General features: G+C 69.6%; 25 protein-coding genes and 1 pseudogene. 12 read left to right on the top strand and 14 right to left on the bottom strand.

Annotation, left to right across the window (positions count from 1 at the left end; genetic code table 11):
- Positions 1–2: 2 nt before the first annotated feature.
- From cmaA1 to A5704_RS05205, 3 genes are all read right to left on the bottom strand, one after another.
- Positions 3–890 carry a cyclopropane mycolic acid synthase CmaA1 gene (gene cmaA1, locus A5704_RS05215; RefSeq protein ID WP_067887684.1) on the bottom strand — a complete coding sequence of 296 codons (888 nt, stop codon included), beginning with the start codon at positions 888–890 and terminating at the stop codon, positions 3–5.
- Positions 891–1000: 110 nt separating this feature from the next.
- Positions 1001–2533, bottom strand: a complete 1533-nt coding sequence (locus A5704_RS05210) for a DNA polymerase Y family protein (protein ID WP_067887713.1) — start codon at positions 2531–2533, stop codon at positions 1001–1003.
- Between the two features lie 38 nt (positions 2534–2571).
- Positions 2572–3240, bottom strand: coding sequence for a hypothetical protein (locus tag A5704_RS05205; protein WP_067754566.1), 669 nt, complete (start codon positions 3238–3240; stop codon positions 2572–2574).
- 88 nt (positions 3241–3328) lie between these two features.
- On the opposite strand from A5704_RS05205, the gene A5704_RS05200 reads away from it, so the two are divergent.
- Positions 3329–3916: a hypothetical protein gene (locus A5704_RS05200; RefSeq protein WP_369828422.1), complete on the top strand. Its 588-nt coding sequence runs from the start codon at positions 3329–3331 to the stop codon at positions 3914–3916.
- 85 nt (positions 3917–4001) lie between these two features.
- Here the strand turns inward: A5704_RS05200 and guaA are convergent, their stop codons facing one another.
- Both guaA and A5704_RS05190 read right to left on the bottom strand, forming a co-directional pair.
- Positions 4002–5570 (bottom strand): glutamine-hydrolyzing GMP synthase, encoded by a 1569-nt coding sequence (gene guaA, locus A5704_RS05195; RefSeq protein WP_197504983.1) that lies wholly within the window; start codon positions 5568–5570, stop codon positions 4002–4004.
- 49 nt (positions 5571–5619) lie between these two features.
- On the bottom strand, positions 5620–6816 hold the full coding sequence (locus A5704_RS05190; RefSeq protein ID WP_067887680.1) for an acyl-CoA dehydrogenase family protein: 1197 nt from the start codon (positions 6814–6816) through the stop codon (positions 5620–5622).
- A 60-nt stretch (positions 6817–6876) separates the two neighbouring features.
- On the opposite strand from A5704_RS05190, the gene A5704_RS05185 reads away from it, so the two are divergent.
- Entirely contained in the window at positions 6877–7524 is a 648-nt protein-coding gene (locus tag A5704_RS05185; RefSeq protein ID WP_156670092.1) for a TetR/AcrR family transcriptional regulator, read from the top strand.
- A 3-nt stretch (positions 7525–7527) separates the two neighbouring features.
- Here A5704_RS05185 and A5704_RS05180 read toward each other — a convergent pair whose 3' ends face one another.
- Positions 7528–8169 (bottom strand): helix-turn-helix domain-containing protein, encoded by a 642-nt coding sequence (locus tag A5704_RS05180; protein ID WP_067754634.1) that lies wholly within the window; start codon positions 8167–8169, stop codon positions 7528–7530.
- Between the two features lie 80 nt (positions 8170–8249).
- Between A5704_RS05180 and A5704_RS05175 the strand changes: the two genes are divergently transcribed.
- From A5704_RS05175 to A5704_RS05155, 5 genes are all read left to right on the top strand, one after another.
- Positions 8250–9767, top strand: coding sequence for an MFS transporter (locus A5704_RS05175; RefSeq protein WP_067754557.1), 1518 nt, complete (start codon positions 8250–8252; stop codon positions 9765–9767).
- Positions 9764–10576 (top strand): class I SAM-dependent methyltransferase, encoded by an 813-nt coding sequence (locus A5704_RS05170; protein WP_067754554.1) that lies wholly within the window; start codon positions 9764–9766, stop codon positions 10574–10576. The genes A5704_RS05175 and A5704_RS05170 overlap by 4 nt, the downstream gene beginning before the upstream one ends.
- The gene (locus A5704_RS05165; protein ID WP_067779756.1) at positions 10573–11376 is read left to right on the top strand and encodes a class I SAM-dependent methyltransferase; all 804 of its coding nucleotides are present in this window, start codon (positions 10573–10575) and stop codon (positions 11374–11376) included. Before A5704_RS05170 ends, A5704_RS05165 begins: the two co-directional genes overlap by 4 nt.
- Positions 11377–11469: 93 nt before the next feature.
- Positions 11470–12210 (top strand): beta-phosphoglucomutase family hydrolase, encoded by a 741-nt coding sequence (locus A5704_RS05160; RefSeq protein ID WP_067754548.1) that lies wholly within the window; start codon positions 11470–11472, stop codon positions 12208–12210.
- Complete coding sequence (locus tag A5704_RS05155; RefSeq protein ID WP_067754545.1) at positions 12207–14573, top strand: glycoside hydrolase family 65 protein; 2367 nt, start codon at positions 12207–12209, stop codon at positions 14571–14573. Before A5704_RS05160 ends, A5704_RS05155 begins: the two co-directional genes overlap by 4 nt.
- Positions 14574–14576: 3 nt before the next feature.
- Here A5704_RS05155 and A5704_RS05150 read toward each other — a convergent pair whose 3' ends face one another.
- A complete protein-coding gene (locus A5704_RS05150; RefSeq protein WP_067887679.1) occupies positions 14577–15143 on the bottom strand; it encodes a TetR/AcrR family transcriptional regulator in 567 nt (188 codons plus the stop codon).
- Between the two features lie 61 nt (positions 15144–15204).
- Between A5704_RS05150 and A5704_RS05145 the strand changes: the two genes are divergently transcribed.
- Positions 15205–16098 carry a TauD/TfdA family dioxygenase gene (locus tag A5704_RS05145; RefSeq protein WP_067887710.1) on the top strand — a complete coding sequence of 298 codons (894 nt, stop codon included), beginning with the start codon at positions 15205–15207 and terminating at the stop codon, positions 16096–16098.
- Here A5704_RS05145 and A5704_RS05140 read toward each other — a convergent pair.
- The 3 genes from A5704_RS05140 to guaB form a co-directional block, all read right to left on the bottom strand.
- The gene (locus A5704_RS05140) at positions 16095–17831 is read right to left on the bottom strand and encodes a GMC oxidoreductase (protein WP_067887676.1); all 1737 of its coding nucleotides are present in this window, start codon (positions 17829–17831) and stop codon (positions 16095–16097) included. The two genes, A5704_RS05145 and A5704_RS05140, sit on opposite strands and share 4 nt — an antisense overlap.
- A 100-nt stretch (positions 17832–17931) precedes the next feature.
- Positions 17932–19059, bottom strand: a complete 1128-nt coding sequence (locus A5704_RS05135) for a GuaB3 family IMP dehydrogenase-related protein (protein WP_067754536.1) — start codon at positions 19057–19059, stop codon at positions 17932–17934.
- Between the two features lie 7 nt (positions 19060–19066).
- Entirely contained in the window at positions 19067–20656 is a 1590-nt protein-coding gene (gene guaB / locus A5704_RS05130; protein ID WP_067754533.1) for an IMP dehydrogenase, read from the bottom strand.
- Between the two features lie 162 nt (positions 20657–20818).
- Here guaB and A5704_RS05125 point away from each other — a divergent pair, with 162 nt between their 5' ends.
- Positions 20819–21229, top strand: coding sequence for a DUF5319 domain-containing protein (locus A5704_RS05125; protein WP_067280469.1), 411 nt, complete (start codon positions 20819–20821; stop codon positions 21227–21229).
- Here A5704_RS05125 and A5704_RS05120 read toward each other — a convergent pair.
- From A5704_RS05120 to A5704_RS05110, 3 genes are all read right to left on the bottom strand, one after another.
- A complete protein-coding gene (locus tag A5704_RS05120) occupies positions 21226–21984 on the bottom strand; it encodes an anti-sigma-D factor RsdA (RefSeq protein ID WP_197498936.1) in 759 nt (252 codons plus the stop codon). The two genes, A5704_RS05125 and A5704_RS05120, sit on opposite strands and share 4 nt — an antisense overlap.
- Positions 21971–22546, bottom strand: coding sequence for a sigma-70 family RNA polymerase sigma factor (locus A5704_RS05115; protein ID WP_066945594.1), 576 nt, complete (start codon positions 22544–22546; stop codon positions 21971–21973). The genes A5704_RS05120 and A5704_RS05115 overlap by 14 nt, the downstream gene beginning before the upstream one ends.
- Before the next feature lie 90 nt (positions 22547–22636).
- Complete coding sequence (locus tag A5704_RS05110; RefSeq protein ID WP_067779742.1) at positions 22637–23458, bottom strand: hypothetical protein; 822 nt, start codon at positions 23456–23458, stop codon at positions 22637–22639.
- Positions 23459–23812: 354 nt separating this feature from the next.
- On the opposite strand from A5704_RS05110, the gene A5704_RS05105 reads away from it, so the two are divergent.
- Genes A5704_RS05105 through A5704_RS05100 form a run of 3 tightly spaced genes read left to right on the top strand, consistent with a single transcriptional unit; the run spans position 23813 to position 25046 of the window.
- Entirely contained in the window at positions 23813–24121 is a 309-nt protein-coding gene (locus A5704_RS05105) for a WhiB family transcriptional regulator (protein WP_046184677.1), read from the top strand.
- Positions 24122–24136: 15 nt separating this feature from the next.
- Positions 24137–24268, top strand: coding sequence for a hypothetical protein (locus tag A5704_RS29535; protein WP_255369118.1), 132 nt, complete (start codon positions 24137–24139; stop codon positions 24266–24268).
- Positions 24269–24305: 37 nt separating this feature from the next.
- On the top strand, positions 24306–25046 hold the full coding sequence (locus A5704_RS05100; protein ID WP_067887673.1) for a superoxide dismutase family protein: 741 nt from the start codon (positions 24306–24308) through the stop codon (positions 25044–25046).
- A gap of 200 nt (positions 25047–25246) precedes the next feature.
- Here the strand turns inward: A5704_RS05100 and A5704_RS27420 are convergent.
- Positions 25247–25396: pseudogene (locus tag A5704_RS27420) on the bottom strand (hydrogenase); the annotation flags it as partial.
- Positions 25397–25415 lie beyond the last annotated feature (19 nt).

The following is a 25415-nucleotide window of genomic DNA, read 5'->3' as shown; positions in this document are numbered from 1 at the left end:
AGTCATTTCTGCAACGTGAATTGATTGACGTCGATGTATCCGATGCGGAACATCTCGGCGCAGCCGGTCAGGTATTTCATGTACCGTTCGTACACTTGCTCGGATTGCAGCTCGATGGCCTGGTCCTTGTGGGCTTGCAGCGCGGCAGACCAGATGTCGAGCGTCTTCGCGTAGTGCGGCTGCAACGACTGGACGCGACTAACTGTGAAGCCATTCGCGGTGGCGCGTTCTTGCACCATCGGTATCGAGGGCAGTCGCCCGCCCGGAAAGATCTCGGTCACAATGAATTTGACGAATCGGGCGAATGTAAACGAGATGGGCATGCCACGTTCGACCATCTCCGTCGGATGAAGCCCGGTGATGGTGTGCAACAACATGATCCCGTCATCGGGCAGCAGGTCATGCGCCAGGGTGAAGAACGCGTCGTAGCGCTCGTGCCCGAAGTGTTCGAAGGCGCCGATGCTGACAATCCGGTCGACGGGCTCGTCGAACTGTTCCCAGCCGCGCAGCAGAATCCTCGCCGAACGCGGGCTGGCGGATTGGGCGATCAGCCGCTCGACGTGATCGGCCTGGTTGCGACTCAGGGTGAGGCCGACGACGTTGACGTCGTACTTTTCGAGGGCGCGCATCATCGTGGCCCCCCAGCCGCAGCCGACGTCGAGCAACGTCATACCCGGTTGCAACCCAAGTTTGCCCAGGGCGAGGTCGATTTTGGCGATCTGCGCCTCTTCCAGCGTCATGTCGTCGCGCTCGAAGTAGGCGCAGCTGTACGTCTGGGTGGGGTCGAGGAAAAGCCGGAAGAGTTCGTCCGACAAATCGTAGTGGGCCTGCACATCGTCGAAGTGCGGCGTTAAATCCGTCCCCTCGGGGGGCTCCGACGTCGTAGGCATCGTGACAGCCTAGTCGCCGATTTGAGCACGCCGGAAACAGTGAAGTCTCCCGGTCCCTCTGGCATCGGTACGGGGGTGGGGATGACGCCCATCCGGTGCGGATAGCGCCGTCACTCGTAGCTGCCTTCGAGGTACCAGCGCCGCTGGCGGTAGCACAGCAGAAACGCCCGCTCGCCCTCCAGCAAGACCTGCGCGCGGGCGGTGCGGCCCCTTCCCACGTCGGGATCCCACCACCGCTCGTCGACCGGCCATGGCCCGGCCCACCAGTCCAGCCGCTCGTCCTTGCCGTGCACGGTCAGCCGCGCCGGGTCGGCGGAGAACAGCCCACGGCCGGTCACCCGCACCGAATTCCCTTGGCCGTCAAGCAGTTCCACCGGGTCGTCCAGCAAAACCGCCGGTGACGGCTCGGGCAGCCGCCCGGGCCACGGCAGACTCGGGTCGGCCCGCGGCGCCGGTTCGTCGCCCAGCGGGGTCAACGTGATGCGTTCGGCCGGCCCGCGCCCGCCGGACAGCACCGGCACCCGCACCGCCTCCGGGCCGAGCAGGCCCTGCACTCGCACCAGGGCGCGACGGGCCCGCAGCCGGTCCTCCTCGCCGAGGCCGCCCCACAGCGGCAGCTGCAGCGCCTCGGCCGACACCACCTCGACCGCCTGCAACCGCAGCAGGGTCACCGGCGCCGTCGGGCGGGGATTGCGCGTGGTCCGGCTGCTCAACCAGCCGTCCAGTTGCCAGCGCACCCGGTCGGCGGTGGCGTCCTCGGTCAACGGCTCGGCGCATCGCCACACCCGGTGCAGTTCTTCGCCGTTGGCGGTGACGGCGTGAATGCCCAGCCGGGTGCAGCCCACCCCGGCGCCCATCAGAGTCCGATGCAGCGCGGCGGCCAGCGAGCGGCCGGCGAAGGCCGCGGCGTCGACCCTGTCGATCGGCGGGTCGCAGTCCAGCACGGCCTCCAGCTCTTCCGGCGGCTCGCGTCCGGACGGTCCCCGCTCGGGTTCACCGCGGGCCAACCGGTGCGCGGCCACCCCGTCGGCGCCGAACCGGGAGGCCACGTCGGTGGCCGACAGCGCGGCGAATTGCCCGATGGTGCGAATCCCCATGCGCCACAACAGGTCCGTCAGCTCTTCCCGGCCAGGACCACACAGGCTGGGTTCGGTGGCGAGTTGGCGGATAGACAGCACAGACAGGAACTTCGCGTCACCGCCCGCCGGGACGATCCGGCCCGCCCGCGCGGCGAAGACCGCGGTGGACAGCCGGTCTGCGACCCCGACCTGGCACTCGGCGCCGGCCGCAGCCACCGCATCGATCAGCCGCTCGGCGGCGTCGGCCTCGGAGCCGAAATAGCGGGCCGCCCCGCGCACCGGCAACACCAAGAGCCCGGGCCGCAGCACCTCGGCACGCGGCACCAGGTCGTCCACCGCCGCGATGACCGACTCGAAGAAGCGGGCGTCGCGGTCCGCGTCGGCGGTGGTGACGTGCAGCTGCGGGCAGCGGGCCGCCGCCTCCCGGCGCCGCAGCCCCCGCCGCACCCCCGCCGCGCGGGCGGCCGCCGAACAGGCGATCACCCGATTGGCCAACGTGACCGCCACCGGGGCGGTCGCGGAGAGGCCGGCGGCCGCGGCCGCGGCGACCGCGGGCCAGTCCATGCACCAGATGGCCAGCACCCGGGATGCCACTGGTGAATTCACCCGGCTCGCGCCCGGGCGGTCACCCGCCGGCCCGCACACACCCCGCTGACCTGCAGCCGCACCCGGCTGATCCGGCCGAACCCAGGGCGGCCCCCCGAGGTGAGCTCGTAACCGCAGACCCGAGCCTCCAGCCGGGTGGGCGCCCCCTGCCAGTCACCGTCGGTGACCAGCACGGTGCACCCCTTGTTGCGGGCCCGCGCTACCACCGCCCGCGCCCGGGTCTGCGGCACCCGGCGCCCGCCCAGGCCGAGGACCACCAGATCCATGCCGTCGACGAGCACCGCGGCCACCTCCACCGGATCGGTGCCGGGATCCGGGATCACCGCGACCCGGCTCAGATCCGCCCCCATCTCCGCGGCCGCCAACAGCCCGATGTCCGGCTGGCCGACGATTGCCACGTTGCCGCCCGCCGCCGTCACCGCGGCCACCATGCTCAGCAGCAGCGACCGGGCGCCCGAGAGGACCGCCACCGATCCGCGCGGCAGGGGCGCCGGCAGCGACTCCGCCAACCACCGCGGCAGCGCCAGTTGGGCTTCCGATTCCGGCAGCAGGTCGTCGGCACGGGTGGCCGCGGGCCCCGGCGCCTTCCCGGTGATCACGGCCATCCGCCGCCGAAGCGATTCGAGCTGCTCAGCGCGATTTTCGGAGGCCAAAGCCGCGGTCATGACTGCCTCCTGTTCGAATGTATGTTCGATACAGTTGGAGTAAACACCCGCCCTCCGACAACCGTCAAGAAACGTGAGAGGCTGCTTTATGCGGTCGTTGCTGGTGTGGCTGATGGTGCTCTTTTGCTGTACTTTTCCGGTGCCAAGTGCCGCCGCCCCCTGCCGGCAGGCGGAGCTGTTCGCCACCGACACCACCGATCCCCTGTTCGAGGCGCAGGCCACCGTGACGATCGCGTCAAGCGGCGCGGCGGTGACGGGATCGACCCCGCTCGACGGGGTGTACTGGTCGAGCGCGCAGCACCGGAACACCCGGGAGAGCTCGCGGGAATTTCATCTGTGCGGCGCCGACGGCTCGGTGCACGCCGCCGCCGAGGCGCTGCGCCGCCAGTTCGACCAAGAAGCGGTGCTGACCTTCGACTACGAGCCCACGCCGGACCAGGACGCGATCATCATCGCCGTGCCGGAAGTCGACATCGCCCGCTTCGGCGACGCGCTAGCGGCCGACCCGGCCGCCCGCGACCGCATCCGGGGTGGATCGGTCACCACCACCGACCACACCTTGATCCTGGTCGCGGGAAACCACGATCGAGACGTCGCCCGACGACTCGTCGGCGAAGCCGGCGGCAACTGGGCAGCCGCCACGATCGCTTACGGCCGAAGCGAATTCGTGGAGTAGCCACGCTCTCGAGTGTGCGGCTGGCCGCACGTTCGGCCACGAGTGTGCGGCTGGCCGCACGTTCGTCGCAAAAAGCGACGCGCCTTCACTCCCACTCGATGGTGCCGGGTGGTTTGCTGGTGATGTCGAGCACCACGCGGTTGACCTCGCGGACCTCGTTGGTGATGCGGGTCGAGATGCGCTCCAGCACCTCGTAGGGCACCCGGGTCCAGTCGGCGGTCATGGCGTCCTCGCTGGACACCGGCCGCAGCACGATCGGATGCCCGTACGTCCGGCCGTCACCCTGCACACCGACCGAGCGGACCTCGGCCAGCAACACCACCGGGCACTGCCAGATCAGGTTGTCCAGGCCGGCGGCGGTGAGTTCCTCGCGCGCGATCGAGTCGGCGCGCCGCAGGGTCTCCAACCGCGCCGCGGTGACCTCGCCGACGATTCGGATGCCCAACCCGGGCCCCGGAAAGGGTTGGCGTGCAACGATTTCCTCCGGCAGGCCCAGCTCGCGCCCGACGGCGCGCACCTCGTCCTTGAACAGCAGCCGCAGCGGCTCGACGAGCCGGAACTTCAGGTCGTCGGGCAGACCGCCGACATTGTGATGGCTCTTGATGTTGGCGGTTCCGCTGCCCCCGCCAGACTCCACCACGTCGGGATACAGCGTGCCCTGCACCAGGAACTCGACCTCGGATCCGGTGTCGCTCAGGATGTCTCGGACCGCGCCCTCGAAGGCCCGGATGAACTGGCGGCCGATGATCTTGCGCTTGCCCTCGGGGTTGGTCACCCCCGACAGCGCCTGCAGGAAGGTGTCCGCGGCGTCGACGGTGACCAGGTTGGCGCCGGTGGCGGCGACGAAGTCGCGCTGCACCTGCGCGCGCTCGCCGGCACGAAGGAGCCCGTGGTCGACGAAGACGCAGGTCAGCCGGTCGCCGATGGCGCGCTGCACCAGCGCGGCCGCCACCGCCGAGTCCACCCCGCCGGACAGCCCGCAGATCGCGTGCCCGTCACCGATCTGTTCGCGCACCTGCTCGACCAGCGCGCCGGCGATGTTGGCGGGCGTCCACTCCGCGCCCAGCCCGGCGAAGTCGTGCAGGAACCGGCTGAGCACCTGCTGCCCGTGCGGGGTGTGCATGACCTCGGGGTGGTACTGCACCCCGGCCAGGCGGCGGCTCCGGTTCTCGAAGGCGGCCACTGTCGCGCCCGCGCTGCTGGCGACCACGTCGAACCCCTCCGGCGCGGCGGTGACCGCGTCGCCGTGACTCATCCAGACCGGCTGAGTGCTTGGCAGCCCCGAATGCAATTCGCCGCCAACAACTTTCAGCTCGGTGCGGCCGTATTCGCTGGTGCCGGTGCGGGCGACCGTCCCGCCCAGGGCCTGCGCCATGGCCTGGAATCCGTAGCAGATGCCGAACACCGGCACACCGAGGTCGAACACCGCCGGATCGAGCTGCGGGGCGCCCTCCTCGTAGACGCTGGACGGCCCCCCGGACAGCACCAGCGCCGACGGCTGCCGGGCCTTGATCTCGTCGATCGACGCCGTGTGCGGGATGACCTCGGAGAAGACCCGCGCCTCGCGGACGCGCCGGGCGATCAGCTGCGCATATTGGGCGCCGAAGTCGACCACCAACACGGGCCGCGGCGAGGGGGTTTCCACGGCAGCCAGCTTAGTGGCCGGCTGGGACCGCCCCGGTGGGGCCGTGCCCACGCCCGCCTCACATCAGGTGCGTGGGCTGCGCAATGCCGAATCGGGTGCCGGCGTAGCGCTTCAGCGCCGCCGGGCTGAAGTACACGTGCTGGCCGGCGGTGTGCAGGTCGCGGAAGCATCGTTGCAGGGGGTGCCCTGCGTGCACCGCGCCCGCCCCGGCCAAGCCGAACGCCGTGTCGACCGCGTGGAGCGCCGCTCGCATCGCCTGCTGGGCGGCGAGCTGGAAGCCGGCGCGCTGCTGAAGCGACGGCGGATCGCCGGCCCGGGCGGTTTCCCACAGGGCGCCCGCCTCGTCGAGGACGAAGGCGCGGGCGGATTTCAAACCGGCGTCGGCCCGGGCGAACTCGACTTGGGCGGCGGGGTCGGCGGCGAGCGGCTCGAACGTGCCGGCGCGCGCCTTCGTCGGTGCGAGGTCGGCGAATTCGTCGAGTGCGCGCCGCGCGATCCCGAGCGGGACGCCGACCAGGCCCACACCCACCAGGGTGAAGAACGGCAGCCGCCACAACGGGCCGTCCCGGCGGGCCGGTTCGAAGAACGGGCTGATGGTGTGTTCCTCGGCGACGTGCACGCCGCGCGCAACCACGTCGTTGCTGCCGGTGGCGCGCAACCCCAGGACGTCCCAGTTGTCGACGATCTCGATGTCCGCGCGCGGGAAGAACGCCAGGCGCCAGTCGGGGCCGCGCCCGGGCAGCATCCGCGGCGCGTCACCGTCGAAGACGAACATCCCGCCCAGCATCCATTCGGCGTGGCGGCAACCGCTGGCGAACGGCCACCGGCCGTCGACCGCGAACCGGCCGCGGCCGTCCGGGACGGCGCGCCCGGTGGGGGCGAACACCGTGGCCGCCAGGAAGTCGGCGTCCGGACCGAACAGTGCTGCTGCGGCGGCGGGTTCGAGCCAGGCGGTGAACGCGGGCGCGCCCGCCCCGATCGCCGCGACCCAGCCCACCGAACCGTCGGCGCGCGCAAGTTCCTCGATCATCTCGATGAACTCGACTGGGGCCACTTCGAATCCGCCGAGCGAGCGCGGTTGAACGGCACGGAAAATGCCCGCGCCGCGCATCCGCTCGACCAGATCAATCGGCAAGGTGCCCAGCGCCTCGGCCTCGGCGGCGCGCCGCGTGATTTCGGGGGCCAGGGCACGCGCCACGTCGGCGGGATTGGCGCCGTCCGAAAGGCCGGCGGCGTGGCGGGTTGCGGTTGTCATCTCAAGCTCCCCAATTCTGATACAGTGAACTGTAATAGATACAGGAGCATGTACTCAATTATGGGATCTGTCAAGCGCGAGCCGCCCCGCCGGTACGACTCGACCCGTCGCAGGCAGCAGGCGCAGCACAACCGGCACGCGGTGCTCGCGGCCGCCCGGCGGCGCTTCCTGGCCCAGGGGTACGCGGCGACGACGATCGCCGAGATCGCCCGCGACGCCGCCGTGTCGGTCGAAACGGTGTACAAGACGTTCGCGACCAAGGCCGGCGTGTTGAAAGCGCTGTTCGATGTGTCGGTCGCCGGCGATGACGAGCCGATCCCGATGGTCGAGCGCGACGTCATCCAGGAGGTGGCCGACGCCACCGAGGCCGTCGACAAGCTGGAGCTCTACGCCAAGCACCTGGTCGCCAGCATGCCGCGCAGCGCACCGGTCCAGCTGCTCGCCCGCGACGGCGCCGCGGTGTCGCCGGACGCCGCCGCCGTCTGGAAGCAGATCAGGGACGAGACCCTGACCGGCATGACGATGTTCGCCTCCGACCTCGCCCGCACCGGGCAGCTGCGGGTCAACGCCAGACAGGCGCGAGACATCCTGTGGACCTATCACGCACCCGAGCTCTACGAGCTGCTCGTGCTCGAACGCGGCTGGTCGATCAGCCGCTATGGCAAGTTCATCGCGCAGGCGTGGATCGACGCCCTGCTCGTCCGGTGAGTCCTACAGCCCGAACGCCTGCCGCACCGCGCCGACGGTTTGTGGATCGCCTTCGAAGTTGACGCGCCGCAGCGCCGCCCGTCGCTTCGCGTCGCTCACGCCCAGGCGCGCGCCGACCAGATCCGCGGCGCTGGCGGTGATCGTCACCGAAGGCTCGCCACGAGCGCCGGCGAGCCGCCCCTGAGTCACCGCGAATTCGAAACGGCGGCCGTCGATGTCGATGCGGATCGTCGCCTCCAGGCCGGCCGCCCCGGCCGAATCGAAGCCGAGCAGGAATCCGGCCAGGAAACCGTTCAAGGGCGTTCCCGGCCCGTCCCCGATCGGGTCCATCCGGTCCAGCCCGAACAACGCGACGCTCCGCAGCACGGGCAGCACCCGCTGCCAGCCCAGGTCGCTGAGCGTGTAGACGGTGCGCCCGATCGGGGCGGGCAGGTCGGTCCGGTCGACGATCCCCGCCTCCTGCAATTCCTTCAGCCGCTCGGCCAGCAGATTGGTCGCAATGCCCGGCAGCGCGTCGCGCAGGTCACCGTAGCGGCGGGCGCCGCCGACCAGCTCGCGCAGGATCAGCAGCGTCCACCGCTCGCCGAGGACGTCGAGGCCACGCGCGATCGGGCAATTCTGGTTGTAGTTCCTGCGGGACGCCACCACGCCAGTCTACCTACCGGCAGACGTCTTTTTCAACTCACTACTTGATTTATTTGTCTATTAGCTTTACCGTCTTGTCCATGCCTATCGACCCGCTATTCCGGAACCGGCCGATCGCCGCGCTGGCCGTCATCTGCCTCGGTGTCTTCGTCATCAGCGTCGACGCCACCATCGTCAACGTCGCGCTGCCGACGCTGTCGCGCGAACTCGGGGCCGACACCGCCCAGCTGCAGTGGATCGTCGACGCCTACACCCTGGTGATGTCCGGCCTGCTGCTCTCGGCGGGCAGCCTGTCCGACCGGTACGGCCGGCGGGGGTGGCTCAACTCCGGGCTCGCACTCTTCGCCGCCACGTCCGCCCTTGCGGCACAGGCGAATTCGGCCGACCAGCTGATCGCCGCACGCGCCGCCATGGGCGTGGGCGCGGCGGTGATCTTTCCGACCACGCTCGGACTGATCACCAACATCTTCACCGACGCGGGCGCGCGCGCCAAGGCGATCGGGCTGTGGGCGGCGATGGTGGGCGTCGGGGTGGCCGTCGGACCGATCAGCGGTGGCTGGCTGCTCGAACACTTCTGGTGGGGCTCGATCTTCATGGTCAACATCCCCGTGGCCGCCGTGGCCATCATCGGCGGCTTCCTCTTCGTTCCGACCTCGCGCGACCCGGCCGCCCCGCGCGTCGACGTCCCCGGGCTGATCCTGTCCGCCGCCGGGATCACCGCCCTCGTCTACACGGTCATCCAGGCGCCCACCTGGGGATGGACCAACGGCCGGACCGCGGCCGGATTCGCCCTTGCGGCAACGGTCCTCGCCGTGTTCGCCTTGTGGGAGCGGCGCACCACGCATCCGATGCTTGACGTCTCGGTGTTCGTCAACCGCCGGTTCTCCGGCGGCAGCCTTGCGGTGACCGCCGGCTTCCTGACCTTGTTCGGGTTCATCTTCGTCATCACCCAGTACTTCCAATTCATCAAGGACTACACCGCGTTTCAGAGCGGCGTGCGGCTGCTTCCGGTCGCCGCCTCCATCGCGCTTGCCAGCATCCTGGGGCCCCGGCTGGTGGAACGAATCGGCACCACGGCCGTCGTCGCCGCCGGCCTCACCGTGTTCGCCGCCGGCCTGGCGTGGGCGTCCACGGCGAACGCCGCCACACCCTACGACCAGATCGCCATGCAGATGCTGCTGCTCGGTGGCGGCCTCGGCCTGACCGTTTCCCCGGCGACCGAGGCGATCATGGGGTCGCTCTCGGTGGACAAGGCCGGCGTCGGTTCGGCCGTCAACGACACCACGCGCGAACTCGGCGGCACGCTCGGGGTGGCCATCGCCGGCAGCATCTTCGCGTCGGTGTATTCCGGGCATCTCGGGGCGGATGCCTTGACCGGGCTGCCCGCCGAGCCGATGCGGCACTCGATGGCGCTGGCGCACAGGGTGATTCAGCAACTGCCCCCGCCACAAGCCGGCTATGTCCGCGGCGTCGTCGATCACGCGTTCCTCGACGGTCTGCGGGTGAGCTCGCTGGTATGCGCCGGCATCGCACTGGGCGCCGCAATCGTCGTCGGCTGGTTGTTGCCGGCGCGTCAAACCGAAAGGGAAGTGTCATGAACGGCAGCACGTATGTTCTCGGCCACGCCGACGCGGAGGTGCGGCGGCTGCTCCTGCAGGGCAGGCTCTACAACGACTACACCGAGCACGCGCTGCGCCTCGCCGGCCTGCGCCCGGGGATGCGGGTGCTCGACATCGGCAGCGGGCCCGGCGACGTCTCGTTCATCGCGGCCCGGCTGGTCGGCCCGACCGGGAGCGTCCTGGGGGTGGACGCCGCACCCGAGATGGTCGAGCTGGCCCGCGCCCGTGCGGCCGAACAGGGCCTGGGCACAGTACGTTTCATCCACTCCGCAATTGACGCGATCGAGCTGCACGAGCCCGTCGACGCGATCGTCGGCCGGTTGATCCTCATGCACCTGCCCGATCCGGCGACCGCCCTCGGCCGGCTCAGCTCGTTCGTGCGCCCCGGCGGCGTGATCGCGTTCTCCGAGAACGACATTGCCGCTGCGCGCAGCGTCCCGGAGATACCGCTATTCGGTCAGGTGATATCGGGGATCGTGCGGGCCTTCGAGGCCATGGGCCTGTCCGCGCGGTTCGGCACCACGCTGCACACGATCTTCGCCGACGCCGGCCTGGGCTCGCCGAGGCTCACCATCGGCGCGCCGATCGGGACGGCCGCCGACGCCGACATCCTGGCGTACGGCGCGGAAGTCTGGCGGCTGGTCTCCCCCATCGCACAACAGGGCGGCTTCGCCATCGACGAGGTCGCCGACATCGGCAACTTCGTGCCGCTCTTCCGCGAGCAGGCGATCGCGGCCGACGCCCTCATCATGATGCCGCCCATCATCACGGCCTGGGCGCAGAAGTGAACGACACGATTGCGAGCCAGTACTCGACCGGCCTGTCGCGCGGCCAGATCGAGCGGGCGCTGATCTCGGCCGGTAAGGACCTGGACCGGCTGGCCCCGGCTGACCTGGGCCTGCTGGAGGACTTCCACACGATGGGCCGCGTGGCGACCGGACAGCTGGTGGACCTGGTGGGGATCACCGGTGACAGCGAGGTGCTCGATGCCGGCAGCGGCGTCGGCGGCACCGCCCGCTACGTCGCCGACCGCTACGGCTGCCACGTCACCGCCGTGGATCTCACCGCCGAATATTGCGAAACGCACCGCTGGCTCAATCGGCTCGTCGGGCTCGACGGCCGGATCTCCGTTCACCAATCTGACGTCACCGAACTCCCGTTCGCCGACGGCACTTTCGACGTCGTCATCAGCCAGCACGTCCAGATGAACGTGGCCGACAAGGCGCGCCTCTATTCCGAGGCGCACCGAGTGCTCAAGGACGGCGGACGGCTTGGCTTGTGGGACATCACAACCGCCGGAGCGGGTGCGCTCGACTTTCCCCTGCCGTGGGCCGACGCGCCCGCGCGCAGCCATCTGGTGACGCCCGGCGCGCTCCGCGCCGCCGTGCAGTCGGCGGGGTTCGTCGTCGAGCAGTGGAACGATCTCACCGACCAGGCCAGCGCGTTGATGCAGGCGATCCTCGCCCAGCCGTTTAGCCCGCTGGGGCTGCACGCCTTCGTCACCGACTTCGACCGCAAGGCCGGCAACCTCACCCGGGCGCTGGCCGACGGACGGCTTCGCGCCATCCAGGCGGTGTGTGTGAGGTGAAACCGGCGGGCCAGGTGGCGCGCTGATTGCTCGGCGTGGTGGAGTGGGTATCGCTTAACTAGTCGTCTTCAGACCAGGAAGCGAGGTCCGCCCGTGCTGGGTCTGCCCGAGAAGGTGCACGCCTGTCTGTTCGACCTCGACGGGGTGCTCACCGACACCGCGAGCGTGCACACCAAGGCCTGGAAGGCCATGTTCGACGACTACCTGGCGGAGCGGGCCAAGCGCACCGGCGACGAATTCGTCCCCTTCGACGCGGCCGCCGACTACCGCCAATACGTGGACGGCAAGAAGCGCGAGGACGGCGTCCGGTCGTTCCTGCAGAGCCGCGGGATCGAGCTACCCGACGGCAGTCCCGACGACCCGGCGGACGACGAGACGGTGTACGGCCTGGGCAACCGCAAGAACGACATGTTCCAGAAGGTATTGCGCGAGGACGGCGTCGAGGTGTTCGAAGGCTCACGCCGATACCTGGAGGCGGTCTCGGCCGCGGGCCTGGGAATCGCCGTGGTGTCCTCGAGCGCCAACACCCGCGACGTGCTGGAGATCACCGGCCTGGACCGGTTCATCCAGCAGCGGGTCGACGGCGTCACGCTGCGCGACGAGAACATCGCCGGCAAGCCGGCGCCGGACTCCTACCTGCGGGGGGCCGAGCTGCTCGGCGTCGACGCCGACGCGGCGGCGGTGTTCGAGGACGCCATCTCGGGCGTGCAGGCCGGCCACGCCGGCAACTTCGGCTACGTGGTCGGCGTCGACCGGGTGGGCCAGGCCGACGATCTGCGCCGCAACGGCGCCGACGTGGTGGTCACCGACCTCGCCGAGCTGCTGCCCTCATGATCACCGACGAATCGTTTCCCGTTGATCCATGGCACGTCAGCGAAACCCAGCTCGACCTGAACATCCTGGCCCAGTCGGAGTCGTTGTTCACCTTGTCCAACGGCCACATCGGGCTGCGCGGCAACCTCGACGAGGGTGAGCCCTACGGCCTGCCCGGCACCTACCTGAACTCCTTCTACGAGATCCGGCCGCTGCCCTACGCCGAGGCCGGCTACGGCTACCCGGAGGCCGGCCAGACGATCGTCGACGTCACCAACGGCAAAATCATCCGCCTGCTGGTCGAGGACGAGCCCTTCGACGTCCGCTACGGCGAATTGCTCTCCCACGAACGGGATCTCGACATGCGCGCCGGGACGATGACCCGCCGCACGCACTGGCGCTCCCCCGCGGGCAAGGAGATCCGGCTGGTGTCCACCCGGCTGGTCTCGCTGGTGCAGCGCGGTGTAGCCGCCATCGAATACGTCGTGGAAGCGGTCGGCGACTTCGTCCGCGTGACGGTGCAATCCGAACTCGTCACCAACGAGGACCAACCGCAGACCTCGGGCGACCCGCGGGTGTCGGCCATCCTGGAGAACCCACTGGTGGCCGTCGACCACGAAAACACCGACACCGGGGCGCTTCTCATGCACCGCACCCGCAGCAGCGCGCTGATGATGGCGGCCGCGATGGACCACGAGATCGACGTTCCCGGGCGCGTCGAGTTCAGCACCGACGCCCGCGAAGATCTGGCGCGGACCACCGTGATCTGCGGGCTGCGGGCCGGGCAGAAGCTGCGCATCGTCAAGTATCTGGCGTACGGCTGGTCGAGCATGCGCTCCCGCCCGGCGCTGCGCGACCAGGCCGCCGCCGCCATCCACAGCGCCCGCTACAGCGGATGGCAGGGACTGCTGGAAGCGCAGCGCGCCTACCTGGACGACTTCTGGGACTGCGCCGACGTCGAGGTCGAGGGCGACCCCGAATCCCAGCAGGCGGTGCGGTTCGGGCTGTTTCACCTGTTGCAGGCCAGCGCGCGCGCCGAGCGCCGTGCGATCGCGGCCAAGGGGCTCACCGGAACCGGTTACGACGGCCACGCCTTCTGGGACACCGAGGGTTACGTGCTGCCGGTGCTCACCTACACCGCCCCGCATGCGGTCGCCGACGCGCTGCGGTGGCGGGCGTCGACGCTGGATCTCGCCAAGGAGCGGGCGGCCGAACTCGGCCTCGAGGGCGCCAGCTTCCCCTGGCGCACCATCCGCGGGCAGGAATGCTCGGCGTACTGGCCGGCCGGCACCGCGGCCTGGCACATCAACGCCGACATCGCCATGGCCTTCGAGCGCTACCGCATCGTCACCGGCGACGATGAGCTCGAAAAGCATTGCGGTCTCAAGGTTCTCGTCGAAACGGCGCGGCTGTGGGTGTCGCTCGGTCACCACGATCGGCACGGCGTCTGGCACCTCGACGGCGTCACCGGCCCCGACGAGTACACCGCGATCGTGCGGGACAACGTCTTCACCAACCTGATGGCCGCGCACAATCTGCGCACCGCGGCCGAGGCCTGCAACCGCCATCCCGAGGCGGCGGAGGACCTGGGGGTCACCACCGAGGAGACGGCGTCCTGGCGCGACGCGGCCGACGCCGCCAACATCCCCTACGACGCCGGCCTGGGGGTGCATCAGCAGTGCGAGGGGTTCACCACCCTGGCGGAGTGGGATTTCCAGGAGAACCACTCCTATCCGTTGCTGCTGCATGACCCGTACGTGCGGCTCTACCCCGCGCAGGTGATCAAGCAGGCCGACCTGGTGCTCGCGATGCAGTGGCACAGCCACGCGTTCACCCCCGAACAGAAGGCCCGCAACGTCGACTACTACGAGCGGCGCATGGTGCGCGACTCGTCGCTGTCGGCCTGCACCCAGGCGGTGATGTGCGCCGAGGTCGGCCACCTGGAATTGGCGCACGACTACGCCTACGAGGCCGGGCTGATCGACCTGCGCGATCTGCACCACAACACCCGCGACGGCCTGCACATGGCCTCGCTGGCCGGCGCCTGGACGGCGCTGGTCGGCGGCTTCGGCGGGCTGCGCGACGACGAGGGCATCCTGTCGCTGGATCCCGCACTGCCCGATGGCATTTCGCGATTGCGGTTCCGGCTGCGGTGGCGCGATTTTCGCGTCACGGTCGACGTCAACCATTCCGACGTCACCTACACGGTGCGCGACGGGCCGGGCGGCCAGCTCACCATCCGGCATGCGGGTGAAGAGGTCACCCTGAGCACCGATACGCCCAAAACCATCGCGGTGCGGCCGCGCAAGCCTCTGCTGGCGCCCCCGCAGCAGCCCCCGGGCCGCGAGCCGCTGCACCGCCGGGCGCTGACCCGCAACAAGTAACGGTTAGCCCGGGTTGAGGATCCGGGCCACCTCGGCCCGCACGGCCTCGCGTATTTCGTCGTCCGTCAGCTCGTCGAGCCCGGTGGCCGAGCGCAGGATCGGCGCGAACAGCCGCCACCCGAACTGCAGCGCCAGCGCGTTCGCCACGGCGAGCCGCGCCTCGGTCTCGTTGTCGTGCAGCGGCAGCACCCAGTCGAGGAACGTCGCGACGGTGGGAAAACGCGTCTGCAGCTGTCCCGCCGGATATCCGTCGAGCACGGTCCGGGCCATCACGCGCATCTGCCTGTCCAGGGCCCGGTCCAGCACGTCGGCGGGCGGCTCGGCGCTCAGCAGGGCACTCAGGTCGGCACCCAGGTGATCGAGCACGGCGCCCACGAGCTTGTCCTTGGTACCGAAATGACGGAACACCAGCCCGTGGTTGACGTTGGATCGCGCGGCGATGTCGCGGATCGACGTCGCCGCCGGGCCCCGCTCGGCGAACAGGTCGGTGGCGGCCTCCAGGATCGCCGCCGCGACCTCCTCGCGCCCGGTGGGCACTTTTCCGCGGCCCCTTGCGGGCACTGTAGTCATGTGTCTACACTACCGGATGTAGTCAGTTGACTACACACCTTTCACGCGAGGACTGATGAAAATGATTGGCCAGATAAACGTCACCAAGCTGGGAAGCCGCATCGGCGCGCGGGTCGACGGGGTGCGCCTCGGGGGCGACCTCGACCCGGCCGCGGTCGACAAGATCCACCAGGCGCTGTTGACCCACAAGGTGATCTTCTTCCGCCACCAGCACCACCTCGATGACGCGCAGCAACTGGCGTTCGCCGACCTGCTGGGCACGCCCGTCGGCCACCCGGCCGCCGAGCTGCTCGCGGCCAAGAACGCGCCGGTCATCACCCCGATCAACTCCGAGTACGGCAAGGCGAACCGCTGGCACACCGACGTCACGTTCGTCGCGAACTACCCCGCGGCCTCGATCCTGCGCGCCGTCACCCTGCCCCGTTACGGCGGATCGACGCTGTGGACCAACACCGCGGCCGCGTATGACGACCTGCCCGAGCCGCTCACGTGGCTCGTCGACGACCTGTGGGCGCTGCACACCAACCGCTACGACTACATCGCCCCCGAGGCGTTGACCGACGCGCAGCGCGCGTTCCGGCAGGCCTTCGAAAAGCCGGACTTCCGGACCGAGCACCCGGTGGTGCGGGTGCACCCGGAGACCGGCGAACGCACGCTGCTGCTGGGAGACTTCGTGCGCGGGTTCGTTGGCCTGGACAGCTACGAATCAAGCGTGCTCTTCGAAATGCTGCAACGACGAATCACCAAGCCGGAGAACACTATTCGCTGGAACTGGGCGCCGGGCGACGTTGCCATCTGGGACAACCGGGCCACCCAGCACCGGGCGGTCGACGACTACGACGACCAGCCCCGGCTGATGCACCGGGTCACGCTGATGGGCGACGTGCCCTTCAACATCCACCGGGAACGCAGCCGGGTGGTCAGTGGCGCCCCGCTCGAGGCGATCGCCAGCTAGCCGGCCGAGGTCACCGGGGTGATCGGCAACCAGCGCAGCGCGCCCGGTGCGGTGGCCGGCACCACCGGGTGCTCCGGGGCGATCGGGTCCAGCCGGCGGTAGTCGTCACCCTGCGGCGGGCGCTGATCGCTCTCGCCCTTGTTCGGCCACAAGGAGGCGGCCCGCTCGGCCTGCGCGGTGATGGACAGCGACGGGTTGACACCCAGGTTCGCCGAGACCGCGGCGCCGTCGACCACGAACAACGTCGGGTAGCCGTAAACCCGGTGGTAGGGGTCGATGACCCCGTGTTCGGGGCTGTCGCCGATCGCCGCGCCCCCGAGGAAGTGCGCGGTCAGCGGGATGTTGAACAGCTCGCCCCAGGTGCCGCCGGCCACGCCGTCGACCTTTTCGGCGATGCGCCGGGTGACCCTGTTCCCGACGGGGTTCCAGGCCGGGTTGGGGTCCCCGTGTCCCTGCTTGCTGGTGTACCAGCGGATGCCCAGCTTGCCGCGCTTGGTGTAGGTGGTGATCGAGTTGTCCAGGTGCTGCATCACCAGGGCGATCAGGGTGCGTTCGCTCCACTGGTGGACGTTGAGCATCCGCATCATGCGGCGCGGATCCTCACGCGCCTGGTCCAGCAGCTGCTTCCAGCGCGGCACGTCGGTGCCCTCCGGGCCGGTGCCGTCGGTCATCAGCGTCTGCAGCAGGCCCATCGCGTTGGATCCCTTGCCGTAACGGCACGGTTCGACGTGGGTGTCCGACGTCGGGTGGATCGATGACGTGATGGCCACGCCGTGCGTCAGGTCCAGGTTCGGGTCGACCTCGAGCTTGCCGGCGCCGACGATCGACTCGGAGTTGGTGCGGGTCAGCACGCCGAGGCGCTCGGACAGCCGCGGCAACTTGCCCCGGTCGCGCATCTTGAACAGCAGATGCTGGGTTCCCCAGGTACCCGCGGCCAGGATCAGGTGCGTCGCGGTGAAGGTGCGCCGGTCCCGGCGCAGCCAGCTTCCGGTGCGCACGGTGCGGACCTCCCACAGCCCGTCGGACCGCTGCTGGAAACCCTTCACGGTTGTCATCGGAATGACCTGCGCCCCAGCCGATTCCGCCAGGCCGAGGTAGTTCTTCAACAGAGTGTTCTTCGCGCCGTAACGACAGCCCGTCATGCAGCACCCGCACTCCAGACAACCGGTGCGCTCCGGTCCCGCACCACCGAAATACGGGTCCGGCACGGTCTTGCCGGGCGTCTTGGTGCCCTCGGGCCCGAAGAACACCCCCACCGGGGTGGGCACGAAGGTGTCACCGCAGCCCATCTCGTCGGCGACCTCCTTCAGGACGCGGTCGGCGTCGGTGAAGGTCGGGTTCGTCACCACCCCGAGCATCCGTTTGGCCTGCTCGTAGTGCGGCATCAGCTCGTCGCGCCAGTCCGTGATGTGCGACCACTGCCGGTCGGCGAAGAACGGCTCCGGCGGCACGTACAGCGTGTTGGCATAGTTCAGGGAGCCGCCGCCCACCCCGGCGCCGGCCAGGATCAGCACGTTCTTCAGGGGATGGATCCGCTGAATGCCGTAGCAACCCAGCCTGGGGGCCCAGAGGAACTTGCGCAGGTCCCACGACGTCTCGGCGAAATCCTCGTCGGCGAAGCGGCGCCCGGCCTCCAATACGCCTACCCGGTAGCCCTTTTCGGTCAGCCGCAGCGCGCTGACGCTACCCCCGAACCCCGAACCGATGATCAGAACGTCGTAATCCGGCCTCATCGCACCAGTATGGCCTTACCGGCCGGTAATAAACCAGCTGCCCCGAACCCCGTCGCGCCAGTGTGCGGCTAGCTTCACACTCGCGGCGACGCCGCGGCGATCAGCTTCCGGTGGTCAGCCCGACCTTCTGGAACTCCTTGAGGTCGCAGTAGCCGGCCTTGGCCATCGATCGGCGCAGACCACCGACCAGGTTCAGCGAACCGAACGGGTCGTCGGACGGCCCGTTGAGCACCCGTTCCAGCGGCGGCCGCTCGCCCAGGGCGATCTGCAGCAACGCCCCGCGCGGCAACGACGGGTGCGCCGCCGCGGCTGGCCAGAACCAGCCCTCGCCCAGCGCCTCGGCGGCCTCGGCGAGCGGCGTGCCGAGCACCACCGCGTCCGCCCCGCAGGCGATCGCCTTGGCCAGCTCGCCGGAGGTGTGGATATCGCCGTCGGCCAGCACGTGCACGTAGCGGCCGCCGGTCTCGTCGAGGTATTCGCGCCGCGCCGCGGCGGCGTCGGCGATCGCGGTGGCCATCGGCACGCTGATGCCCAACACCTCGTCGCTGGTGGTGACGCCGCGGGTGGAGCCGTAGCCGACGATCACCCCGGCGGCCCCGGTGCGCATCAGGTGCAGCGCGGTGCGGTGGTCGAGCACCCCGCCGGCCACCACCGGGATGTCGAGCTCGGAGATGAAGGTCTTGAGGTTCAGCGGCTCGCCGTCGCTGGCCACTCTTTCCGCGGAGACGATCGTGCCCTGGATGACCAGCAGGTCGATGCCGGCCTGCAGCAGCACCGGGGTCAGCGCCTGGGCGTTCTGCGGGCTGACCCGCACCGCCGTGGTCACCCCGGCCTCCCGGATGCGCGCGACCGCGGCTCCCAGCAGGTCGGGATTCAGCGGCGCGGCGTGCAGTTCCTGCAGCAGCCGGATCGACGCCGACGGTTCGGGTTCCTTGGTGGCGGCCTCGACGAGCTGGGCGATCTTGCCCTGCACGTCGGCGTGCCGGCCGATCAGGCCCTCACCGTTGAGCACGCCCAGCCCGCCGAGGCGGCCGAGCTCGATGGCGAACTCCGGCGACACCAGCGCGTCGGTCGGGTGGGCCACCACCGGGATCTCGAAGCGGTAGGCGTCCAGCTGCCAGGCCGTGGACACGTCCTGGGAGGACCGGGTGCGCCGCGAGGGCACGATGCTGACTTCGCTCAGTTCATAGGTGCGACGGGCGTTGCGGCCCATCCCGATTTCGACCATGCCGGGCTCAGCGCGCGAAGTAGTTGGGCGCTTCGACGGTCATGGCGACGTCGTGCGGATGGCTTTCGCGCAGCCCGGCGGAGGTGATCCGGACGAACTGCGCCTGTTGCAGCGCCTCGATGGTGGGCGAGCCGGTGTAGCCCATCGCGGCGCGCAGGCCGCCGGTGAGCTGGTGGATCACCGAGGACAGCGGTCCGCGGAACGGCACCCGGCCCTCGATTCCCTCAGGCACCAGCTTGTCCTCGCTCAACGCGTCGTCGGCGAAGTAGCGGTCCTTGGAGTACGACTTCCCCCCACCGCGGCCCTGCATGGCGCCCAGCGACCCCATGCCGCGGTAGCTCTTGAACTGCTTGCCGTTGACGAAGATCAGCTCGCCGGGCGCTTCGGCCGTGCCGGCCAGCAGCGAGCCCAGCATCGCCGTCGAGGCGCCGGCCGCCAGGGCCTTGGCGATGTCGCCGGAGTACTGCAGCCCGCCGTCGGCGATCACCGGCACGCCCGCGGGCCCGCAGGCCGCGACCGCCTCCAGGATCGCCGTGATTTGTGGCGCGCCGACCCCCGCCACCACCCGGGTGGTGCAGATCGAGCCCGGCCCGACGCCGACCTTGACCGCGTCGGCGCCGGCGTCGACCAGCGCCAGGGCCGCGGACCGGGTGGCGACGTTCCCGCCGATCACCTCGACCTTCTCGCCCACCTCCGCCTTGAGCTTGCCGACCATGTCGAGCACCAGCCGGTTGTGCGCGTGGGCGGTGTCCACGATCAGGACGTCGGCCCCGGCGTCGACCAGCATCATCGCGCGGACCCAGGCGTCGCCGCCGACGCCGACGGCGGCGCCGACCAGCAGCCGGCCGTCGCTGTCCTTGGTGGCCAGCGGGTGCTGCTCGGTCTTGACGAAGTCCTTGACGGTGATCAGGCCGGTGAGCCGGCCGTGGCCGTCGACGACGGGCAGCTTCTCGATCTTGTTGCGGCGCAACAGGCCCAGCGCGGCGTCCGCGCTCACCCCCTCCTGGGCGGTGATCAGCGGTGCCTTGGTCATCACCTCGGCGACCTTGCGGGTCTGGTCGACCTCGAACCGCATGTCGCGGTTGGTGATGATGCCGACCAGCGCCCCGGTGTCATCGACCACCGGCAGACCCGAGATCCGGAACCGGGCGCACAGCGCGTCGACCTGCGCCAAGGTGTTGTCCGGGCGGCAGGTGACCGGGTCGGTGACCATGCCGGCCTCCGATCGTTTGACCATCTCGACCTGGCCGGCCTGCTCGGCGACGGGCAGGTTGCGGTGCAGCACGCCCATGCCGCCCGCCCGGGCCATCGCGATGGCCATCCGCGACTCGGTGACCGTGTCCATGGCCGAGCTGACCAGCGGAACCTTGAGCCTGATCTTCTTGGTGAGCTGGCTGGACGTGTCCGCCGTGGCGGGAACCACATCGGATGCGGCCGGCAGCAGCAAGACGTCGTCGAAGGTGAGCCCCAGCATCGCGACCTTGTGCGGGTTGTCACCCCCGGTGGGCACCGCGTCGTCGACCAGCCCGCCAACGCGCACGTAGGGGCTGCCGACGAGGTCGGAGCTGTCTTCCAGGTGGGACATGCCACGGGTCATCGGCGGGGCCCTCCATACGATGCGGCGTGAGAACACCATCCTATCGGCACGCGCGCCCCTCGAGCCGCTGGCCGGGGCGCGCCGCGGGCGGCAAACGGTGCGGAAACGACGGGCGGCTTCCCTGCTGGCGTTATCCCGGCCGGGCTGCGTAGGCTAGTGTGCGTGCGCGATCACCTCCCACCGGGTTTGCCACCCGATCCTTTCGCCGACGACCCCTGCGATCCGTCGGCTGCGCTGGAAGCCGTAGAGCCGGGGCAACCCCTGGACGCCCAAGAGCGGATGGCGGTCGAGGCGGACCTGGCCGACCTGGCGGTTTATGAGGCCCTGTTGGCGCACAAGGGCATTCGCGGGCTGGTGGTGTGCTGCGACGAATGCCAGCAGGATCACTATCACGACTGGGACATGCTGCGGGCGAACCTGTTGCAGCTGCTGATCGACGGCACCGTACGCCCGCACGAGCCGGCCTACGACCCGGAACCGGACGCCTACGTCACGTGGGATTACTGCCGGGGATACGCCGACGCGTCACTGAACGAGGCCACCTCTTCCGACGCCGACGGATACCGCCGCTAGGGATTGTCCGGCGTGACCGCCGACGGGGCGGCCGTCTGGCCGTGATGCCGGTGCTTGCTCCATGACTGACTCGGCGACGGCGTGACCGACGGACCGGGGGAAGCGTCCGAGGGCGCCGGCGCCGCCGTCGGGACCGGGGTGGTCGGGGTCGACCACGCCGACGGGGTGTTGGCCGGCAGCGTCGCATTCGGGTTCCGCGATTGCACCTTGGCGTTCAACAGGTTCAGCTGATTCGTCAGCTCCTGTTTGCTGGCCGGGTCTTCGATCGACTGGACCAAGCTGCTCACCTCGGTCAGCTGATTGCGGGCCTGGTCCCACTCACCCCGGTCGATCGACTCCTGCACCTTGGCCAGATCGGCCCGGGCGGACAGCAAGGCCTGATGCTTCTCGTTGACGCGCGGCTGGTCGAAGAACATCGCGTGCAGTCCGTAGAGCGTCGTGCCGGGGCGGGCCTCGACCACCATGGCGCCGAAGCCGCTCATCACCAACAGCGCCGCGGCGACCGACCCGATCGTCGCGAGGCCCCGACGGCTGCGGCGGCGCTCGGCCAATCCGGCGCGCAGGGCGCCGACGGCCTCCTCGGCCGACACCAGCGCGCTGGCCGGTGGCCAGCGCAGGTTGTCGCGCCAGTCCTCCAGCAGGGTGGCCATCGCGTCGGTGTCGGGATCGCCGACGTGCACCGGCCGCCGCTCGGCGAGCGCGTCGAGGAGCAGATCGGTGCGGGCGAATTCGTCCAGGGATTCAGGCACAGTCACCTGCCGCGATCATCTCGGATTTGAGGCGGGACAGCGCGCGGTGCTGGGCCACCCGGACGGCTCCGGTGGTGCTGCCCACGGCGGACGCGGTCTCCTCGGCGGACAGGCCGACGACGACGCGCAGGATCAGGATCTCGCGCTGCTTGGCGGGCAGGATCTCGAGCAGTTCGCTCATCCGGCTGACCGAATCGGCTTCGATGGCCCGCTGTTCCGGGCCGGCGTCCGAAGACCAGCGCTCGGGGATCACTTCGGTGGGGTAGGACAGATCGCGGCCGGCGGCGCGATGGGCGTCGGCGACCTTGTGGGCCGCGATGCCGTAGAGGAAAGCGAGAAAGGGGCGTCCCCGGTCGCGGTAACGCGGCAGCGCCGTGATAGTCGCCAAGCACACCTCCTGTGCCACGTCATCCGCTGACAGGCCACCCCGCTCGACTGTCCCGACCCGCGCGCGGCAATAGCGCACGACAATCGGACGGATGGTCTCCAGCACCTCCCGTAGTGCGTTACTGTCCCCCGCCACGGCCTTGGCAACCACAGCGTCGAGACGATCCCCTTGAATTGTCATCGACGGCGGTATCTCCAACGTTACGAACCGGACACATCGCGGGCTAACCGGGCTAACTAACGAACTGACAATAACGGGCGCAAGGCCATTTCAAGCGGAACGCCACGTCGCACCGGCGCGCCGCACGTGGCCTGCGGAGACATCGCGAATTTCCCGCAGCTGTTGTGTCGAGAAGGTGACGCTTCCGAGATCAATCAGCAAGCACGCCAACGCCCACCGCAGCGGGACCAGCCCGAGCGCCCCGGTCGCGTCGAGCGCGCCGTCGGCCACCGCTCGGGCCCGGTCGACGGCCCCGGCGCTGCAGAGGGCGGCCGCCAGCACGACTTGGCTCTTCACCGCGTGCCGCGCGGACGCCACGGCCATGGCGCCGGCCAGGTCCACCGCTTCGTTCGCATGGCGGACGGCCGTTTCGCCGTCGCCCTGAGCCATCGCCAGCTCGGCGCCCACCCACCGTCGCCGTATCGGCAGCCGGTCGGGTATCGGTCCGGCGCCGCCCAGCACGGAATCCGCGCGCCGCAACAACGTCGCCGCGGCCGGGAAGCGGCCGACGCCCAGCGCGTCGGCCGCCAATCCGATGAGGGCGTCGCCGCACGCCTCGGGGTCCCCACCCGCCAGCGCCAGGGCGCGACCGTCCCAGCCCCGCGCCAGATCGTGCCAACCGAGTTGGCGCAGAAAGGATCCCTGCGTGCTGTGGGCCAGCGAGACCAGCCGCCCGGCGGGGGCGCTGCGCCGCAGCGCCGCCAGATCGCGGTAGGCGCTGCCGTAGCGGCCCTGTCCGCCGGCGGCGACGGCGCGCAGCCACAGGTCGTCGGGGGTGACCGCCGTCGGCAGCGGCCACGTGCCGGGCCGGTCGCCGAAGGCGGCGGCCGCCAACGCCCGGCCAATCACGAAAGTGTGACGAGTTTCAATCACGGCGATGGTAGTAAACAGTTTGTGCTGTTCGCGTTACCGAACTGTTAATCACAACGGGCCCTGTACTAATCGCGGCCGACCCTCCCCTGCCCCGTGAACTGGGAAATCTCGTTTCGGTCAAGTGCCTGGTAGCACGGAGCGTGTTTCGCCAATGGTTGACGTATGAACGCGACGTTAATTCTTTTATAACCATTACATACTTTGCCGGGCTAAGTGGCTATTGACGCAAATTCGCCGTCACCCCTAACGTCTACGCATGACGGGTAGTCATCGGTGACGCCGCTTCATTTCAGTTGCACAATCGCTTCGCGAACCTGACCTTACTGGGCGTGCCGTGCAGAGAGGGAGACACCAATGCCACAGCCGGAGCAGCTACCTGGACCCAACGCCGACATCTGGAACTGGCAACTGCAGGGCTTGTGCCGCGGCGTTGACTCGTCGATGTTCTTCCATCCCGACGGTGAGCGCGGCCGCGCCCGCATGCAGCGCGAGCAGCGCGCGAAAGAGATGTGCCGCCAGTGCCCGGTCATCCAGGAGTGCCGTTCGCACGCCCTGGAAGTTGGTGAGCCGTACGGGGTTTGGGGTGGCCTCTCGGAATCCGAGCGCGACCTGCTGCTGAAGGGCGACATCGGCCGCACGCGCGGCATTCGCCGCTCGGCCTAGGCGCGCACACCTCGGTTGAACGAATCGCCGTCGCGGCTGCTCGACGCGCTGGGCGACCGAATGGTCGAGCGCATCGGCCGATTGCGGCAGTCCACCATCAACAAGCTTCGCGTCCGCGGCCCGGCCGCCTTGCTGGGTTCGCTGTAGCCGTTTCAACCGCGACCAATTGGGGTAGGCCCGGCCCATGAACAAGGGCGTATCCCTCGCGGCCGTGGCGCTCGCCGCGACCATCGCACCATTGGCAGCATGCGCAAACCAGCAGGGTGGCCAATCCGGCGCGTCGACGTCCTCCAGCGCGCCTCCGGGCACGGAGCGGATGACCACGCAGCTCAAGAGCACCGACGGAAACCAGGTCGGCACCGCCACCATCGATTTCGCGAACGGGTACGCGACCGTGACCGTGGAGGCCGGACCCAACCAGGTGCTGAGCCCGGGTTTCCACGCGCTGATGATCCACGCGGTCGGCAAATGCGAGGGGGACTTCGAGTCCGCGGGATCGGTCTACCAGGCGCAGGGTCACACGGGTTTCCCCGCCAGCGGTGACCTGACCGCCTTGCAGGTGCGCAACGACGGCTCGGCGAAACTCGTCACCACCACCAGCTTGCTCACGGCCTCGGACCTGAGAAACAGCTCGGGCACCGCGCTGATCGTGCACCAGAACGCCGACAACCTGAGCGGGGCTTCGACCGGTGAGTCGGGCAAGCGGGTGGCCTGCGGGGTGCTCGCCGCGGCGTCCGCGACGACGACGTCGTCCACCTCGACGACGACCTCCGTCACGACGATCACGACGACTACCGAAGTGCCGCCGCCGTCGACCAGCACCAGCACCAGCACCGTCACCGTCACCAGCAGCCCGAGCTACACGTCGACACTGCCGACCACGACCGTGACGACGCCGCCCAGCCTTCCGCCCGGAACCCGCTGACCCGGCACCGGCGCGGCCACGAGCCGCCACGACACATAAATCTCTGCGACGACACGCCGAGAACGCCCGCAGCCGTTTATGTCTCGCGAGGCAAGCAGATCGCGATAACGGCACACGCGCAGCGCCCGGGCCCCTAGTGTGCTGACATGCAGACGGTGCTGTTCACGCTCGGGCTGGTCCTGTTCTTGATCGGCCTGCTGACCGATCAGCACGAGGAACATGCCGTTGAGGACGGCCTCGAGGTGGCTCGACAGCGCCATGCGTGGATTCTTCAGCGCCGCGACCGCGAACCCGGTCAGCAGGCCGATCAAGAACAGGACCAGCCCGAGCGTGAACAGCACCGTCTGCATGTCAGCACACTAGGGGCCC

This window comes from Mycobacterium sp. E735, assembly GCF_001666955.1.
Classification (GTDB): Bacteria; Actinomycetota; Actinomycetes; order Mycobacteriales; family Mycobacteriaceae; genus Mycobacterium.
Note: the sequence above shows the minus strand (reverse complement) of the source record. Positions and strands in the feature narration are given on the sequence as shown.

Coding starts and splice junctions, on each gene's coding strand:
- A5704_RS05145 (WP_067887710.1), top strand. CDS start 15,205: ATGATTGGCCAGATAAACGTCACCAAGCTGGGAAGCCGCATCGGCGCG.
- cmaA1 (WP_067887684.1), bottom strand. CDS start 890: ATGCCTACGACGTCGGAGCCCCCCGAGGGGACGGATTTAACGCCGCAC.
- A5704_RS05175 (WP_067754557.1), top strand. CDS start 8,250: ATGCCTATCGACCCGCTATTCCGGAACCGGCCGATCGCCGCGCTGGCC.
- A5704_RS05150 (WP_067887679.1), bottom strand. CDS start 15,143: ATGACTACAGTGCCCGCAAGGGGCCGCGGAAAAGTGCCCACCGGGCGC.
- A5704_RS05200 (WP_369828422.1), top strand. CDS start 3,329: ATGCGGTCGTTGCTGGTGTGGCTGATGGTGCTCTTTTGCTGTACTTTT.
- A5704_RS05185 (WP_156670092.1), top strand. CDS start 6,877: ATGGGATCTGTCAAGCGCGAGCCGCCCCGCCGGTACGACTCGACCCGT.
- A5704_RS05140 (WP_067887676.1), bottom strand. CDS start 17,831: ATGAGGCCGGATTACGACGTTCTGATCATCGGTTCGGGGTTCGGGGGT.
- A5704_RS05115 (WP_066945594.1), bottom strand. CDS start 22,546: ATGACAATTCAAGGGGATCGTCTCGACGCTGTGGTTGCCAAGGCCGTG.
- A5704_RS05210 (WP_067887713.1), bottom strand. CDS start 2,533: ATGGACTGGCCCGCGGTCGCCGCGGCCGCGGCCGCCGGCCTCTCCGCG.
- A5704_RS05170 (WP_067754554.1), top strand. CDS start 9,764: ATGAACGGCAGCACGTATGTTCTCGGCCACGCCGACGCGGAGGTGCGG.
- A5704_RS05205 (WP_067754566.1), bottom strand. CDS start 3,240: ATGACCGCGGCTTTGGCCTCCGAAAATCGCGCTGAGCAGCTCGAATCG.
- A5704_RS05135 (WP_067754536.1), bottom strand. CDS start 19,059: ATGGTCGAAATCGGGATGGGCCGCAACGCCCGTCGCACCTATGAACTG.
- guaB (WP_067754533.1), bottom strand. CDS start 20,656: ATGACCCGTGGCATGTCCCACCTGGAAGACAGCTCCGACCTCGTCGGC.
- A5704_RS05100 (WP_067887673.1), top strand. CDS start 24,306: ATGAACAAGGGCGTATCCCTCGCGGCCGTGGCGCTCGCCGCGACCATC.
- A5704_RS05155 (WP_067754545.1), top strand. CDS start 12,207: ATGATCACCGACGAATCGTTTCCCGTTGATCCATGGCACGTCAGCGAA.
- A5704_RS05105 (WP_046184677.1), top strand. CDS start 23,813: ATGCCACAGCCGGAGCAGCTACCTGGACCCAACGCCGACATCTGGAAC.
- A5704_RS05190 (WP_067887680.1), bottom strand. CDS start 6,816: ATGACAACCGCAACCCGCCACGCCGCCGGCCTTTCGGACGGCGCCAAT.